This window comes from Streptomyces sp. NBC_00193 (assembly GCF_026342735.1).
GTDB classification, from domain to species: domain Bacteria; phylum Actinomycetota; class Actinomycetes; order Streptomycetales; family Streptomycetaceae; genus Streptomyces; species Streptomyces stoeckheimensis.
The window spans coordinates 4,021,993-4,037,650 of record NZ_JAPEMM010000001.1 but is presented as its reverse complement, the minus strand read 5'-3'; the positions used below and the strand labels follow the sequence as shown (position 1 = coordinate 4,037,650).

The following is a 15,658-nucleotide window of genomic DNA, read 5'->3' as shown; positions in this document are numbered from 1 at the left end:
ACCAGCTCATACTGGTTCCGTACGGCCCGGCCCACCCCCTGGAGCCCGGATCATGAGCAGCAGCACAGTGCACGACGGACCCATAGCGGCGGCCGGCGCCGCCGAGCCCACCGCCGAGGTCGAGCTGACCATCGGCGGGATGACCTGCGCCTCCTGCGCGGCCCGCATCGAGAAGAAGCTGAACCGGATGGACGGGGTCACCGCGTCGGTGAACTACGCCACCGAGAAGGCCAAGGTCTCCTACGGCGCCGACGTGCAGGTCGCCGACCTCATCGCGACGGTCGTCAAGACCGGCTACACCGCCGAGGAGCCCCCGCCGCCGGTGCCCGCGCAGGTCGAGGAGGCGCAGGCCCCCGACGAGGCCCGCGACCCCGAACTGGCCGCGCTGCGCCAGCGCCTGCTGGTCTCCGTGGTGCTCTCGCTGCCCGTGGTCCTGCTCGCGATGATCCCGGCCCTCCAGTTCGACAACTGGCAGTGGCTCTCGCTGACCCTGGCCGCCCCCGTCGTCGTCTGGGGCGCGCTCCCCTTCCACAAGGCCGCCTGGACCAACGCCCGGCACGGCGCCGCCACCATGGACACCCTGGTCTCGGTCGGCACCGGGGCGGCCTTCCTCTGGTCGCTGTGGGCCCTGTTCTTCGGCCACGCCGGAATGCCCGGCATGCGGCACGGCTTCGACCTCACCATCTCCCGCACGGACGGCTCCTCGGCGATCTACCTGGAGGTGGCGGCGGGAGTCGTCAGCTTCATCCTGCTCGGCCGGTACCTGGAGGCCCGCTCGAAGCGGAAGGCCGGAGCGGCCCTCAAGGCCCTGATGCGGCTCGGCGCCAAGGACGTGGCGGTCCTGCGCGGCGGGACCGAGGTGCGCATCCCCGTGAGCGCGCTCGCGGTGGGCGACCGGTTCCTCGTCCGGCCCGGCGAGAAGATCGCCACCGACGGCACCGTCGTCGAGGGCAGCTCCGCCGTGGACGCCGCCATGCTGACCGGTGAATCCGTCCCGGTCGAGGTCACCGTGGGCGACACCGTCACCGGAGCCACCGTCAACACCTCCGGCCGGCTCGTCGTCGAGGCCACCCGCGTCGGCTCGGACACCCAGCTCGCCCGGATGGCCAAGCTGGTCGAGGACGCGCAGAACGGCAAGGCCGAGGTGCAGCGCCTCGCCGACCGGATCTCCGGGGTCTTCGTCCCGGTCGTGCTCGTCCTGGCCCTGGGCACCTGGGTCACCTGGCTGCTGATCACCGACAACCCGACGGCCGCCTTCACCGCCGCCGTGGCCGTGCTGATCATCGCCTGCCCGTGCGCCCTGGGCCTGGCCACTCCGACCGCGCTGATGGTCGGCACCGGCCGGGGCGCGCAGCTCGGCATCCTGATCAAGGGCCCCGAGGTACTGGAGTCCACCCGCCGCGTGGACACCGTCGTCCTCGACAAGACCGGCACCGTGACCACCGGCCGGATGACCCTGGCCGGCACCCACCCCGCCGAGGGCGTGGACGCCGCCGAACTGCTGCGCCTGGCCGGGTCCCTGGAGCACGCCTCCGAGCACCCGATCGCCCGGGCCATCGCGGCGGGCGCCGCGGAACTCCCCGGCGGGCTGTCGGTTCCCGAGGGCTTCGAGAACCACGGCGGCCTCGGCGTCCAGGGCGTGGTCGACGGACACGCCGTCCTGGTGGGACGCGAGAAGCTGCTCGCCGACTGGTCGATCGCGCTGCCCGCCGCCCTCGCCGAGGTCAAGGCCGCCGCCGAGGCCGAGGGTTCCACCGCCGTGCTGGTCGCCTGGGACGGAGAGGCCCGGGGCGTGCTGACCGTGGCCGACGCGGTCAAGGACACCAGCGCCGAGGCCGTGACCCGGCTGCGGGCGCTGGGGCTGACCCCGGTCCTGCTGACGGGCGACAACCAGGCCGTGGCGCAGACCGTGGCCCGCGCGGTGGGCATCGACGAGGTCATCGCCGAGGTCCTCCCGCAGGACAAGGTGGACGTCGTGCGCCGGCTGCAGGCCGAGGGCCGTACGGTCGCCATGGTCGGCGACGGGGTCAACGACGCCGCCGCGCTGGCCCAGGCCGACCTGGGCCTGGCCATGGGCACCGGCACCGACGCGGCGATCGAGGCGAGCGACCTGACCCTCGTACGGGGCGACTTGCGGGTCGCGGCCGACGCGATCCGGCTCTCGCGCCGGACCCTGGCCACCATCAAGGGCAACCTCTTCTGGGCCTTCGGCTACAACGTCGCGGCGCTGCCGCTGGCCGCCGCCGGACTGCTCAACCCGATGATCGCGGGGGCCGCGATGGCCTTCTCCTCGGTCTTCGTGGTCACCAACAGCCTGCGGCTGCGGTCCTTCCGCTAGTGATCACCCTTCACGTCTCACGCACACCACCTTCACACGAGACGCAGATCACAGGGGCCCCGACGTAACCTTCGGGCAGGCCCGTGGGTCTAATGGGGCGATGCCGAAAACGTGTTGGGACGACTACACGTTTCGTCGGCACACAGACACCCGGTCCGGGTCCCGTGGGGGGAATCCGTTCCGGGGTAAGGAAAGCGCCCCGACCTTCGACCCGTGGGGGGATCGATGGCGGGGCGCTTTTCCTGTACTGCGCGTCCTACTGGTGCTGCGAGTCCTGCGGTTACTGCGGCTCGACCCTCGGGTCAGCGGGACTCGACCGGAACGAAGTCGCGCAGGACCTCGCCGGTGTAGATCTGGCGCGGGCGGCCGATGCGGGAGCCGGGCTCCTTGATCATCTCGTGCCACTGGGCGATCCAGCCGGGCAGCCGGCCGATCGCGAAGAGCACGGTGAACATCTCGGTCGGGAAGCCCATGGCCCGGTAGATCAGGCCGGTGTAGAAGTCGACGTTCGGGTAGAGGTTGCGCTCGACGAAGTACTCGTCGGCCAGCGCGTGCTCTTCCAGCTTCAGGGCGATGTCGAGGAGCTCGTCGTCCTTGCCGAGCGCCGAGAGGACATCGTGCGCCGCCGCCTTGATGATCTTCGCCCGGGGGTCGAAGCTCTTGTAGACGCGGTGCCCGAAGCCCATCAGGCGGACGCCGTCTTCCTTGTTCTTCACCTTGCGGATGAAGGCGTCGACGTCGCCGCCGTCGTTCTTGATGCCCTCGAGCATCTCCAGAACCGACTGGTTGGCGCCACCGTGCAGCGGGCCCCACAGGGCCGAGATGCCGGCGGAGATCGAGGCGAACATGTTCGCCTGCGAGGAGCCGACCAGACGCACGGTGGAGGTCGAACAGTTCTGCTCGTGGTCCGCGTGCAGGATCAGCAGCTTGTCGAGCGCGGCGACCACGACCGGGTCCAGGTCGTACTCCTGGGCCGGCACGGAGAAGGTCATGCGCAGGAAGTTCTCGACGTAGCCGAGGTCGTTGCGCGGGTAGACCACCGGGTGGCCGACCGACTTCTTGTACGCGTACGCCGCGATCGTCGGGAGCTTGGCCAGCAGCCGGATCGTCGAGAGGTTGCGCTGCTTCTCGTCGAACGGGTTGTGGCTGTCCTGGTAGAACGTCGACAGCGCGCTGACCACGGAGGACAGCATCGCCATCGGGTGCGCGTCGCGCGGGAAGCCGTCGTAGAAACGCTTGACGTCCTCGTGCAGCAGCGTGTGCTGGGTGATCTCGTTGCGGAACGACGCGAGCTGGTCGACGGTCGGCAGCTCCCCGTTGATCAGCAGGTAGGCGACCTCGATGAAGGTCGAGCGCTCCGCCAGCTGCTCGATCGGGTAACCGCGGTAGCGCAGGATGCCCTGCTCACCGTCGAGGTAAGTAATGGCGGACTTATAGGCGGCGGTGTTTCCGTAGCCGCTGTCCAGGGTGACCAGCCCGGTCTGAGCCCTGAGCTTCGAGATGTCGAAGCCCTGGTCACCGACGGTGCTCTCGACCACCGGGTAGGTGTATTCACCGTCCGCGTACCGCAGTACTACAGAGTTGTCGCTCACGTCATCCCTCACCGACGTAGTGCCTCTTCTTCGAGGTGCCCTGACTGCCTCTACCTTCCCCCATTTGGCGCAGGTGAGTGCACTCGGGGTCGAGCTTTGGTGTTTTTGACGGCACTCAGTGCCGCCAGCGTGCACATCCTGCCCCCTCCGCAACCGTTGTAGGAACCCCAAATGATCGATCATCTAGGTGATGTTTCCCACCGGTATGCGGCCGGACAGCCTGGGCGCGACGGCCGTGTACCTCCTGCCTGCGGAAACGGTACGCACCGCCTGAGCGAGGGCTTTGCGGGACCCGACCAGGACGACCAATTTCTTCGCCCGGGTGACGGCCGTATACAGCAGGTTCCGTTGGAGCATCATCCAAGCACCGGTGGTGACCGGGATCACGACGGCCGGATATTCGCTCCCCTGGGAGCGGTGGATGGTGACGGCGTACGCGTGGGCCAGCTCGTCGAGCTCCGCGAACTCGTAGGCCACTTCCTCGTCTTCGTCCGTGCGCACCGTCAGCCGCTGTTCCTCCAGGTCAAGGCCGGTGACCACGCCGACCGTGCCGTTGAAGACCCCGTTGGCGCCCTTGTCGTAGTTGTTGCGGATCTGCGTGACCTTGTCGCCGACGCGGAAGACGCGGCCGCCGAACCGCTTCTCGGGCAGATTCGGCCGGGCCGGCGTGATGGCCTGCTGGAGCAGCGCGTTGAGGTTTCCGGCGCCGGCCGGACCGCGGTGCATGGGGGCCAGGACCTGGATGTCCCGCCTCGGGTCGAGACCGAATCTGGCCGGAATGCGACGGGCGGCGACGTCGACGGCGAGCTTTCCGGCCTCCTCGGTGTCCTCCTCGGGGAAGAGGAAGAAGTCGGGCAGCCCGTCGGTGATCGGCGGCAGGCCGGTGTTGATCCGGTGGGCGTTGGTGACCACCCCGGACTGCTGGGCCTGCCGGAAGATGGTGGTCAGCCGGACGGCCGGGACCGGCCCGCCCTCGGCGAGCAGATCGCGCAGCACCTCCCCCGCCCCGACGGAGGGCAGCTGGTCCACGTCCCCCACCAGCAGCAGGTGGGCACCCGGTGCCACGGCCTTGACCAGCTTGTTCGCCAGCAGCAGGTCGAGCATCGAGGCCTCGTCCACGACGACCAGGTCCGCATCGAGCGGCCGCTCCCGGTCGTACGCCGCGTCCCCGCCCGGTTTCAGTTCCAGGAGCCGGTGCACGGTGGAGGCCTCGGCCCCGGTGAGCTCGGCCAGCCGCTTCGCCGCCCGGCCCGTGGGGGCGGCGAGGACGACCTTGGCCTTCTTGGCCCGGGCGAGCTCCACGATCGAGCGCACGGTGAAGGACTTCCCGCAGCCCGGCCCGCCGGTGAGGACCGCGACCCGGCGGGTGAGGGCGAGCCGGACCGCGTCCCGCTGCGCGGGGGCCAGCGTGGCTCCGGTCCGGCCGGCGAGCCAGCCCAGGGCCTTGTCCCAGTCCACGTCCCGGAAGGCGGGCAGCCGGTCCTCGTCGGCGTTCAGGAGGCGGCGCACCTGACCGGCCAGGGACAGCTCGGCGCGGTGGAACGGCACCAGGTACACGGCGGTGAGGGGGTCCGGGCCGCCCTGCGGGTCCGGCACGGATTCCCGTACGACCCCTTCCGGATCGGCGGCGAGCTCGGCCAGGCAGTCGATGACCAGCCCGGTGTCCACCTGGAGCAGCTTGACCCCGTCGGCGATGAGCCGGTCCTCGGGCAGGAAGCAGTGCCCCTGGTCGGCGGACTGGGACAGGGCGTACTGGAGGCCCGCCTTGACCCGCTCCGGGCTGTCGTGCGGGATCCCGACGGCCTGCGCGATGCGGTCGGCGGTGAGGAAGCCGATGCCCCAGACGTCGGCGGCGAGCCGGTACGGCTGGTTCTTCACCACGGAGATGGAGGCGTCGGCGTACTTCTTGTAGATGCGCACCGCGATGGAGGTGGAGACGCCGACTCCCTGGAGGAAGACCATGACCTCCTTGATGGCCTTCTGTTCCTCCCAGGCGGCGCCGATGAGCTTGGTCCGCTTGGGGCCGAGGCCGGGCACTTCGATCAGCCGCTTCGGCTGCTCCTCGATGACGTCGAGGGTGTCGAGGCCGAAGTGCTCCACGATCCGGTCGGCGATCTTCGGGCCGATGCCCTTGATCAGGCCGGAGCCGAGGTAGCGGCGGATCCCCTGGATGGTCGCGGGCAGCAGCGTCGTGTAGTTCTCCACGGTGAACTGCCTGCCGTACTGGGCGTGCGAGCCCCAGCGGCCCTCCATGCGCAGCGATTCACCCGGCTGGGCCCCGAGGAGGGATCCGACGACCGTGAGCAGGTCGCCGGCGCCACGGCCGGTGTCCACCCGGGCGACCGTGTACCCGCTCTCCTCATTGGCGTAGGTGATGCGCTCCAGCACCCCCTCGACCACCGCCGGTGCCATGGCCGCGTTCGTCGTCATGGCCCGAAGCTACAGCCCGGGTGCGACAGTTCCGCCGGGCCTGTGGAAATCGCGGTGGACGGCCGAAGGCCAACCAGAGGCCAACCAAAAGGGGGTCCTGCCTTTCGGCCGGACCCCCTCACGGTTACCCCTCCCTCGTCGGACTTCCCGATCCCCCCGGATCCCCCCCGGAAGTTTCCGACGCAACGTACGACCCTCGACCCCCGTCCGTGGTTGCACGCGGATCCGGAACTTTACCTTTCCATTACCCAAGGGCGGTTCCGGGGCCATCCGAGGTGCCGCTGAATCACCACAGAAGTAGCGTTTCAGGCATGAGCGAATCTTCCTTCCAGGACGACGTGCTGACCGAACTCGGCGACGACAAGCTGACCGAGATCGCGGGCCTCCTCGGCACCGACACGAACGGCGCCCGGGACACCGTCGCGGCCACGGTCGGGGCGATGACCGGCGACCTCCAGCAGAAGGCCGACGCCGATGACGACGACGGCAACGAAGTCCGCCAGGCCTTCGCCGAGGTCACCCAGGCCCCGCTGGAAGGCGTGGCCACCCTCGGCGGCGGCCTGGGCGGCCTGCTCAGCGGCGGGATGATGGCCGGGGTGCTCGCCAAGGTGAGCAAGCCCGTGGCCAACGCGGTCTCCAAGAAGACCGGCATCCCCGCGCCGACCGTCGCCCGGGTCATCGAGATGCTGATCCCGGTCCTGCTGGCGGTCTTCGCCAAGCGTGCGGCCGGGAAGGCCGGGGGCGCGGGCGCCGGGGCGCCGTCGGCGGCGGGCGCCGAGTCCCCGATCCCGTCGCCGGGAGCGGTACCGGGAGCGGCGGGCGCGGCCCCGGGGGCCGGCGGCGGCCTCGGCGACCTGCTCGGCCAGATCCTCGGCGGCGGCAAGAAGTAGCTCGTTTCACCCGTTCGGACGAAACGGCCCCGTGCCGGGTCCGGACCGCCCTCCGGCGGTCCGGACCCTGGTCGGGTCGGCCGTCAGATCGCCGGGCGGAAGAAGAAGGTCTTGCGGCGCTCGATCCTGCCGTCGCGGACGAGGTAGGTGTCGGCGAAGGCCTCGTCCAGGACCGTGCCGTCCTTGCCGGCGCCCTGGAACCGCCCCCAGCAGGCCGCCGCGGCGAGGCCTCCGGTCACCTGGCTCACCTCGTGGGCACCCGAGGTGATGATCCGTTCGTGCTCGTAGAACCGGCGGATCCGGTCGAGACCCTCCAGTGCCGGATAGCCCGGCCGTTCGTACACGGCGTCCGGCGCGAAGACCTCGCCGAGCCGGTCCCACGAGCGGGAGTCGATCACCTGGAACAGCCGGGCCACCAGGGATTCGGCGGTCACCGGTGCGGGCGACGTCGTTGTCACGGCCTTGCTCCTTAAGGGTGTGGACGAAAAGACGGACAGACGGAAGACGAAGACGAAGACGGAGACGAGAAGGACGGACGACGGGTCACGGCCCGTCGGCGAGGGCCTTCTCCCAGGCCGTGGCCAGCCGCGAAACCCCTTCCCGGCGCTGCGCATCGTCCAGGGAGGCGAAGGACAGCCGCAGGACCCGCGAGCCGTCCTCCTCTATGCAGAAGGGCGTGCCGGGCACGATGGCCACCCCCTGCGCCAGCGCCTGCGCGTACAGCGCGTCGGAGCCGACCCGGGGGTCGGTCAGCCGGCACCAGAAGAAGAGCCCGCCGCGCGGCCGCTCGAACTCCAGCCAGGGCAGCCGCTCGCGCAGCAGGGTCTCCATGGCGCGGGCCCGGCCGCCGTACAGCGTGCGCAGGCCCGCCAGGTGGGCCGGCAGGAACTCCGGGTCCCCCAGCAGATCGGCCAGCAGGTACTGGCCGAAGGTGTTGGTCTGGAGGTCCCCGCACTGCTTGGCGGCGACCAGTTCCCCGATCAGCTCGGCCGGGGCGACCAGACCGGCCACCCGCAGCCCCGGGCAGACCGTCTTGGAGAGGCTCATCAGCCGGACCACCCGCCCGCTGTGGACGTCGGTGGACGGCAGCCGGCTCCCCTCGAAGGCCAGGTCCCCGTACGGGTCGTCCTCGACGACGAGGAAGCCGAACCGCTCGGCCAGCGCGGCCAGGTGGCGGCGCCGCTCCTCGGAGAGCACGGCTCCGGTGGGGTTGTGGAAGTGCGGTACGACGTAGACCAGCTTGGGCCGCGCCCCGGCGAGGAGGCGCTGCTCCAGTACGTCGGTGCGCATCCCGTCCGCGTCGCCGGGCACCGGCAGCAGCCGGGCGCCGGCCCGCCGGAAGACCTGTACGGCGCCCAGGTAGCTCGGGTCGTCCAGGGCCACCTCGTCGCCCTCGTCCACGAGGGTCTGCGCGACGAGGTCCAGGCCCTGCTGGCTGCCCGCGGTGACCATCACCCGGTCGGGGCCGACGGGGGCCCCGGTCGCGCTCGCCCGGGCCGCGATCACCTCGCGCATCGGGGCGATGCCGTCCGTGGGGGCGTACTGGAGCGCCCGTACGGCAGACCCGGCGAACAGCCGGTCGGTGGCCTCGGCGAGCCGGGCCACGGGGAAGCTGTCGGGGGCCGGGATCCCGCCGGCCATCGAGAGCACCCCGGGGGCCGCGGCGGCCGCCAGGATCCGGCTCACCGCGTCGGAGCGGCCCCAGCCGGTCCGGCGGGCGAGCAGGCTTGCGATGGTGCCGGGCACAGCGGCTCCGGCTTGCGGTTCGGGGCTCACCTTGCGTCCGCCTTCCGGGGCTGCGCGACGATCTGCGGCGGGAACTCCTTGAGCCGCCACACCGGGGATTTCAGGACGACCAGGACCGCGGTCAGGAAGAGCGCGGCGGTGACGAAGAGCGTTTCCCGCAGCCCGATCAGGTCGCCGAGCCAGCCGCCCAGCAGGGCGCCGAGGGGGAGCGTCCCCCAGGAGACGAACCGGTACCCGGCGTTCATCCGGCCCAGCAGTTGGTCCGGGGTCATGGACTGGCGCAGGCTGATGATGTGGATGTTGGCCATGGTGCCGCCGGCCCCGATCAGGCCGAAGGCGGCGACGAACAGGGCCAGCGAGAGGACTCCGTTGTCCGCGGGGGCCGCCGGGATGGCCGCGGGGGCCAGGCAGCACAGCAGCAGGGCCGCCAGGATGGCGTGGCCGAGCCCGATCTTCCGCTTGAGCCACTGGGCGAGCATCGAGCCGACCAGGGAACCCACCGCGCCCGTGCCCAGCAGCAGGCCGATGCCGCCGGGCGAGATGCCGAGCGTGCGGGCCGCGTAGAGCACGAAGACCGTCTGGAGGGACATCCAGCACAGGTTGTACAGCCCCGACTGGAGGGCGCAGGCCCGCAGGTGGGCGCTGTCCCAGATGATCCGGATGCCCTCGGCGATGCTGGTCCGGATCCCGGTGCGCTCCTGCTGGGGCACCGGCTCCGGCTCGACGCGCCGTACGGCGAGCAGCGTGAGCACGGAGACGAGGTACGAGATCCCGTTGATCAGCAGGGCGTAGGGGGCGGTGACCCAGCCGATGAGCAGACCGGCCAGTCCGGGCCCGCCGATCTGGGCCAGCGAACTGGTGCCCTGGAGCTTGCTGTTGCCCTCGACCAGGTGCTGCTTGCCGACCAGGGTCGGCAGGTAGGACTGGTAGGAGACGTCGAAGACCACCGTGAGGGTGCCCACGAGCAGCGCGGCGATGTACACGTGCTCGATGCGGAGCAGGTCGAGCACGGCCAGCAACGGCACCGCGCTGACCAGCAGCGCACGCCCCACATTGGCCATGATCATCAGGGGCCTGCGCCGCACCCGGTCGACCCAGACGCCGACCAGGAGGGTGACCATCAGGAACGGGGCGTAGGAGGCCGCGTTGACGAAGCCCACCTGGGAGGAGCTGGCGTCGAGCGTCAGCACCGCGGTGAGCGGCAGGGCCAGGGTCGTGACCTGGGCCCCGACCTGCGAGATCGCCTCCCCGGACCAGAACTTGAGGAACTCCGGGTCCCGCCAGAGCGTGGCGGGTGCGGCGGCGGCCGGTGCTGCGGCCGCCGTCTCCTCCACCGGCTCGGCGGCCCCGTTCCCGATGTCGGTCACTTGGCTTCCACTCCCTCTGCCGCCGGGTCGACGTGGAAGGCGCAGCCGATCTGGGCGCCGCGCAGCATGCTCACGATGCCCACGGCCGGGTCGGTGACTCCGCGGGCCAGGGTGCCGGCGTAGCGTCCGTCGACCATCAGCGTTCCGTAGGCGACGGCCATGTCCTCGCAGGTCTCGCCGTCCTCGGAGAGGAACCGCTCGGTGGTCGGCAGCAGGCGGTGCTGGAGGACGTACGGGCCGTCGACGGCCTGGCGGAGCTTGGCGACCCATTCCTTCTGGTCGGTGGTCCAGCCGGGGGTGACGCCGACGCCGCCGTAGAGCAGGGTGGGCTTGAGGACCAGGTGGTCCTTGTTGGCGATGGCGTAGGGCAGCAGGTCGATCTTCTCGCCCCCGAAGGTGACCTTCTCGTCGCGGACGAAGCGGGTCCAGGGCAGGATCCGGTCGATCAGCTCGCGCTCGGCCTCGGTGAAGACGGCGCGGTTGCGCTCGTCGCTGAGCATCGCGAGGCTGCCCTTGTTGCCGTACAGCTCGCAGTCGAGCGGGGCGAACAGTTCGACGGTGCCGGCCTCGACGGCGTCGAGCAGCGGGTTGACGAGGTCGTAGGTGCGGGGCTCGTCGGGCATTTCGCCGGGCAGGAACATCCGGTAGACCACGTCGACCTTGCGGCCCCGGTGGAGGACGTTGCCGTCCTCGTACGCGAAGTCGCCCAGGTGGCAGACGACGGTCTCGAAGCCGAGGCGCTCGAAGGCCGGTACGACGAACTCCATCCAGCACTTGGACTTCTCGAAGCCCTCGGGCCAGTCGGTGATCGCCAGCAGCGGCCGCTCGATCCCTTCGAGGGAGGGGGCCTGGCGGCGCAGCACCTCGGTGATGCGGGCGAGCGGGTCGGGGTAGACCAGGCCCTCGGTGGCCGCGAACTCGGCGAACTCGGCGTCCTGGATCAGGGCGCGGGCGAACTCGCCCATCTGCCAGCCGCCCAGCGAGGAGCCGGTGTTGAGCTCCATGACGCGGAAGCCGCCGGTCTCGCGGTACAGGTCGGCGCGGGAGAGCGGGGCGAGCTCGTCCACGGAGCCGCGCAGGACCAGGTCGGCCTGGGTGGGGGACATGCCGACGGCGGTGGCGAAGGCGCGCAGGTCGCCGCCGAAGAGCCGGGCGGGCACCGCCTTGAGCAGTTCGAAGAGGCCGTTCAGGTCGTTCTCCAGGCCCGTGACGTCGGCTTCGCTGAGGAAGACGGGGCGGTTGAGCCCCTCGCCGCCGCCGGCTCCGTAGCGGAACCACTCCACGCCGCGGACTCCGGAGACGGTCTGGCGGGCCGCGGTGCGCTCGTGGTCGAAGAAGCGGCGGGTCACGGCGTTCTCGACGCGGGCGCCGAGCCGGTGCGCGGCGACTCCGGAGACCTCGGTGCGGGAGAGGGCCTCGGCGCGGTCCAGGGCGCGGCGGGTGCCGGCCGGGGTCTCGCTGACGGCGATGAGCGCGGCGGAGCGGGGGGTCAGGCCGCGGGGCGGGAGCAGCAGCTCGTCGCCGGGCTCCACGAGGGCGACGGCCTCGGCGAGGTCCTCGACGTCCTCGGGGGCGGGCAGGACGACGCGGTCGACGGCGCCGTCGTAGGCCGGGTAGAGGAAGCGGACCTCGGCGCTGAGGGCGCGGGTCGGGGTGATGTCCGGGGTCTCCTCGAAGGCGATCCGGGCGGCGGCCAGCGGCAGGTCCACGCCGGTGGCGAGCTTGTTCAGGTGCGGGATGAGGTCGCCGCCGAGGCGGCCGTTGAGCTCGATCAGGCGGGGGCCGTTCGCGGCGACGCGCAGCTCGGTGTGGGTGACGCCGTAGTCGACTCCGGCGGCGCGGTGCGAGTCCTGGACCAGCTGGGTGACGGCGTCGGCCCAGGGCTCGTGGCGCCAGTCGGTGACCAGGTGCCCGACCTCCTCGAAGTACGGGTGGGCGCCGAGGCGCTTGCGGGCCACGCAGACGGGGGTGGCCACACCGTCCACGACGACGCTGTCCACGCTCAGTTCGGGGCCCTCGATGAACTCCTCGATCAGGACCGAGGCGGTGGTGCCGGCGCCGCGCAGCCGGCTGGTGGAGGCGAGCCGGAAGGCCCGGCGCAGGCCGTCCACGTCGCGGGCCATCATCACGCCGAAGCTGCCGCCGAGGGTGCGGGGCTTGACGACGACGGGGAAGCCGATGGACTCGGCGGCGGCGACGGCCTCTTCCTCGGTGGTGGCCGGGATGTAGCGGACGGCGGCCATGCCGGCCGCTTCCAGGGCCTGGCGGGTGGCGTACTTGTCGCGGCAGATCTTGGCGGCGGCCGGGTCCATGGCCCGCATGCCGAGCTTCTTGGCGACCGAGGACACGGCGACGAGCGACCACTCGTCCCAGGTGACGATCGCGGCGTCGGCGACCTCGCCGCGCAGGTCGGCGACCGGGGCGTAGAGCTTGGCGGCGTCCGTGGTGTCGGCGATCCGGTGGGTCTCCACGTAACGGGCCTGCCAGGTGGGGGCCTCCGGCGCGACGAGGGTGACCTCGTAGTGCTGGGCGAGGGAGGCCAGGGCGTACTCCCGGTACTGCTGTATGCGGCTGCCTACGAGGATGACGCGCTGGCGTTCGGAGGTCATGACGACCACGGTGGGTTCCTTTCCGATGCGGGGCGTGGAGCGGGTTCGCCCCGAAGAACAGGGGTGCGAGAGGGGTACGGCAGGTTCGGTGGGGGGTGGGGCGGGTCAGCCCCCGTCGGCGGACGGGGCGCCGACCGGGACGCAGGTCAGCCGGAAGGAGTTCGCGGACTCGGTGATGGCGGCCTCGACGTCCCGGGTGGTGGCGCCGCGGAAGCGGAAGCGGGTGCCGACGTGCTCGTAGCCGCTGATCGCGGGGGCGGTGGAGCCGACCGGGGTGTGCTTGACGGCGTACGGGAGCCGGCCGGGCGCGGGTTCCCGTACCCAGCCGGCCGCTTCGACCCGGCAGGGGGCGGGGACCGGCAGCGGGAGCAGCAGGTAGCCGCCGACCTCGCCGGTCTTGAGCGGCGGCAGGACCGGGGTCAGGCCGAGCTGGATGTCCACGGCGGCGGCCATCAGGTCGACGCCGTGGACGTCGCGCCAGGTGAAGGGGATCTCCCCGCCGCCCACCCGGGCCCCGCACTCCAGGAAGACCAGGGCGGGTCCGCCGCCCGGCGCCGGGGTGACGAAGGCCTCCAGGTGGAAGACCCAGGGCTGGGAGCCGCCGAGGGCGGGGCCGACCGCGGCGGCGAAGGCCTCGACCGCCTCCAGGAGTGCGGGGTCGTCCTCCTCGACGGAGCCGAGCCAGGTGCCCTGGGTGAAGTCGGCGCAGGTGCCGCCCACGTAGCGCGAGACGGTCCAGCTGCCGAGGGAATCGCCTTCCCACAGGCCGTCGATGTGCAGGATCGGCCCGTCCACGTAGCTCTGGACGAGGTGCGGTTCGGCGGCCAGGGCGGCGGCCAGGTCGCCGGCCGGCCCGCTCAGCGCGGCCAGTTCGGCGGCGGAGTCGATCTGGACCACGCCCCGGCTGGCGGTGCCGCGGTGCGGTTTGACGACCAGCGGCCAGCCGTGGGCCTCGCCGAAGGCGAGTACGGCGGCCGGATCGGGCGCGGGGGCGAAGGCGGGGACCGGCAGTCCGGCGGCCTCGGCCGTGCGGCACATGGTCAGCTTGTCGCGGAACACGGCCAGTTCGGCGGTGTGCTGGCCGGGGATCGCGAACTCCTCGCGGATCAGCGCGGCCGTGTCCAGGTCCCCCTCGTTGAGGGCGATCAGCCGCGCCGGGGCGCCGAAGCGGGCCACGAGCCCGGTGACGGCCGCGCGGACGGCGGGCAGGTCGTCGGTCAGGGCGACGATGGTGACCGCGGCGGCGGTCGGGGGTAACGAGGCGCGGCCGAGCTCGGTGCTCACGTAGGTGACGTGGGCGGCGCCGTGGTCGATGTAGTCGGCGTAGTGCGCGTGGGTGTCCCGCCAGCGGTGCAGGACGATGATGTGCGGCCGGTCGGTGCTCATGCCGCCTCGCCCCCCTCGCCCGCGTCGGCCGCGCCGTCGGCGGCGGGGGCGGGGGCGAGCCAGGGCAGTGCCGCCGTGGCCATCGTGCGGACGCCGATGGAGAGGGCGGGTCCGGCGACGGGCGCGAAGGTGGAGGAGTGGTTCTGCGGGAGCTCGTCCAGCTTGCCGGCCGCGAAGGCCTCGCCGAAGGCCTGCGGGTCGAGGCCGCCGTAGAACCAGTACACCGAGGGGACTTGGGCGGCGGAGGCGAGGAGCCCGAAGTCCTCGCTGGCGGTGGTCGGGCCCATCGTCATGACGGCGCCGTCCCCGAAGTGCTCGCGGTGGGCGTCGGCCACCCGCTCGGCGGCCGCGGTGTCGTTGACGGTCATCGGCAGGTGGTAGACGGAGGTGATCTCCGGGTCGGCGGTCGCTCCCGCGGCGGCCGATTCGGCGCGCGCGAGCCGCTCGACGGCCGCCAGGACCTTCTCGCGGACCGGGGCGGAGCTGGTGCGCACGTTGATGCCGAGCTCGGCCGTGTCGGGTATGACCGCGGCGGTGGTGCCGGCGTGCAGTTTGCCGACGGTGACCACCACCGGTTCCTGGGCGGCGATCTCGCGGGAGACCACGGTCTGGAGCCGCAGCACGAGCGAGGCCGCCATCACCACGGGGTCGACGGCCGCCTCGGGCTTGGAGCCGTGGCCGCCGCGCCCGAAGAGCTTGACGGTGATCGAGTCGGTGGCGCCCATGACCACGCCGGGCAGGGTCGCGATGAGCCCGGCCGGGCCGGGGCCCACGTGCGAGCCGAGGATCACGTCGGGGCGCGGGAAGCGCTCGAAGAGGCCGTCCTCGACCATCTCGCGGGCTCCGTAGCCGCTCTCCTCCCCCGGCTGGAAGACGGCGACGACGGTGCCGCGCCAGGCCTCGCGGTTACGGGCGAACAGGGCGCAGGACCCGATCAGCGCGGCCACGTGCAGGTCGTGGCCGCAGGCGTGCATCACCGGGACCTCGACGCCCGATTCGTCGGTGGCGGTCTCGGTGCTCGCGTAGGGCAGTCCGGTGGCCTCCTTGACGGGCAGCGCGTCCATGTCGGCGCGCAGCATGGCCACGGGTCCTTCGCCGTTGCGCAGGACGGCGACGACGCCGGTGCGGCCGACGCCGGTGGTGATCTCCCAGCCGCCCTGGGCTGCGAGGCGCTCGGCGACCAGGGCTGCCGTCCGCTTTTCCTGGAAGGCGAGTTCGGGGTGGGTGTGCAGCTCGCGGTAGTCCGCCTCCAGGGCCGGCATCAGCGAGTCGAGTCCTTCGAGCAGTGCAGTCATGACGT

At 71.8% G+C, this 15,658-nt stretch carries 10 protein-coding genes; 2 read left to right on the top strand and 8 right to left on the bottom strand.

From position 1 onward, the window contains the following. Positions 1-52: 52 nt before the first annotated feature. Positions 53-2,338, top strand: coding sequence for a cation-translocating P-type ATPase (locus OG898_RS17930; protein ID WP_250739572.1), 2,286 nt, complete (start codon positions 53-55; stop codon positions 2,336-2,338). A gap of 302 nt (positions 2,339-2,640) precedes the next feature. Here OG898_RS17930 and OG898_RS17925 read toward each other — a convergent pair whose 3' ends face one another. Further along, positions 2,641-3,930 carry a citrate synthase gene (locus tag OG898_RS17925; protein ID WP_243335006.1) on the bottom strand — a complete coding sequence of 430 codons (1,290 nt, stop codon included), beginning with the start codon at positions 3,928-3,930 and terminating at the stop codon, positions 2,641-2,643. Positions 3,931-4,113: 183 nt separating this feature from the next. After that, complete coding sequence (locus tag OG898_RS17920) at positions 4,114-6,360, bottom strand: ATP-dependent RecD-like DNA helicase (protein ID WP_250739573.1); 2,247 nt, start codon at positions 6,358-6,360, stop codon at positions 4,114-4,116. Positions 6,361-6,671: 311 nt separating this feature from the next. Between OG898_RS17920 and OG898_RS17915 the strand changes: the two genes are divergently transcribed. Then, positions 6,672-7,250: a DUF937 domain-containing protein gene (locus OG898_RS17915; protein WP_266957968.1), complete on the top strand. Its 579-nt coding sequence runs from the start codon at positions 6,672-6,674 to the stop codon at positions 7,248-7,250. Positions 7,251-7,333: 83 nt separating this feature from the next. Here the strand turns inward: OG898_RS17915 and OG898_RS17910 are convergent, their stop codons facing one another. The 6 genes from OG898_RS17910 to OG898_RS17885 form a co-directional block, all read right to left on the bottom strand. After that, positions 7,334-7,708 (bottom strand): nuclear transport factor 2 family protein, encoded by a 375-nt coding sequence (locus tag OG898_RS17910; protein WP_266957966.1) that lies wholly within the window; start codon positions 7,706-7,708, stop codon positions 7,334-7,336. A gap of 85 nt (positions 7,709-7,793) precedes the next feature. Continuing rightward, positions 7,794-8,996: a PLP-dependent aminotransferase family protein gene (locus OG898_RS17905; protein ID WP_250739576.1), complete on the bottom strand. Its 1,203-nt coding sequence runs from the start codon at positions 8,994-8,996 to the stop codon at positions 7,794-7,796. Positions 8,997-9,022: 26 nt separating this feature from the next. Continuing rightward, positions 9,023-10,363: an MFS transporter gene (locus tag OG898_RS17900; RefSeq protein WP_250739577.1), complete on the bottom strand. Its 1,341-nt coding sequence runs from the start codon at positions 10,361-10,363 to the stop codon at positions 9,023-9,025. Then, positions 10,360-12,972 carry an ATP-grasp domain-containing protein gene (locus OG898_RS17895; protein ID WP_250739578.1) on the bottom strand — a complete coding sequence of 871 codons (2,613 nt, stop codon included), beginning with the start codon at positions 12,970-12,972 and terminating at the stop codon, positions 10,360-10,362. Before OG898_RS17895 ends, OG898_RS17900 begins: the two co-directional genes overlap by 4 nt. Positions 12,973-13,077: 105 nt before the next feature. Continuing rightward, positions 13,078-14,358 carry an acetyl-CoA carboxylase biotin carboxylase subunit family protein gene (locus OG898_RS17890; RefSeq protein WP_266957963.1) on the bottom strand — a complete coding sequence of 427 codons (1,281 nt, stop codon included), beginning with the start codon at positions 14,356-14,358 and terminating at the stop codon, positions 13,078-13,080. After that, positions 14,355-15,653, bottom strand: a complete 1,299-nt coding sequence (locus OG898_RS17885) for an amidohydrolase (protein ID WP_266957961.1) — start codon at positions 15,651-15,653, stop codon at positions 14,355-14,357. Before OG898_RS17885 ends, OG898_RS17890 begins: the two co-directional genes overlap by 4 nt. Positions 15,654-15,658: the final 5 nt, after the last annotated feature.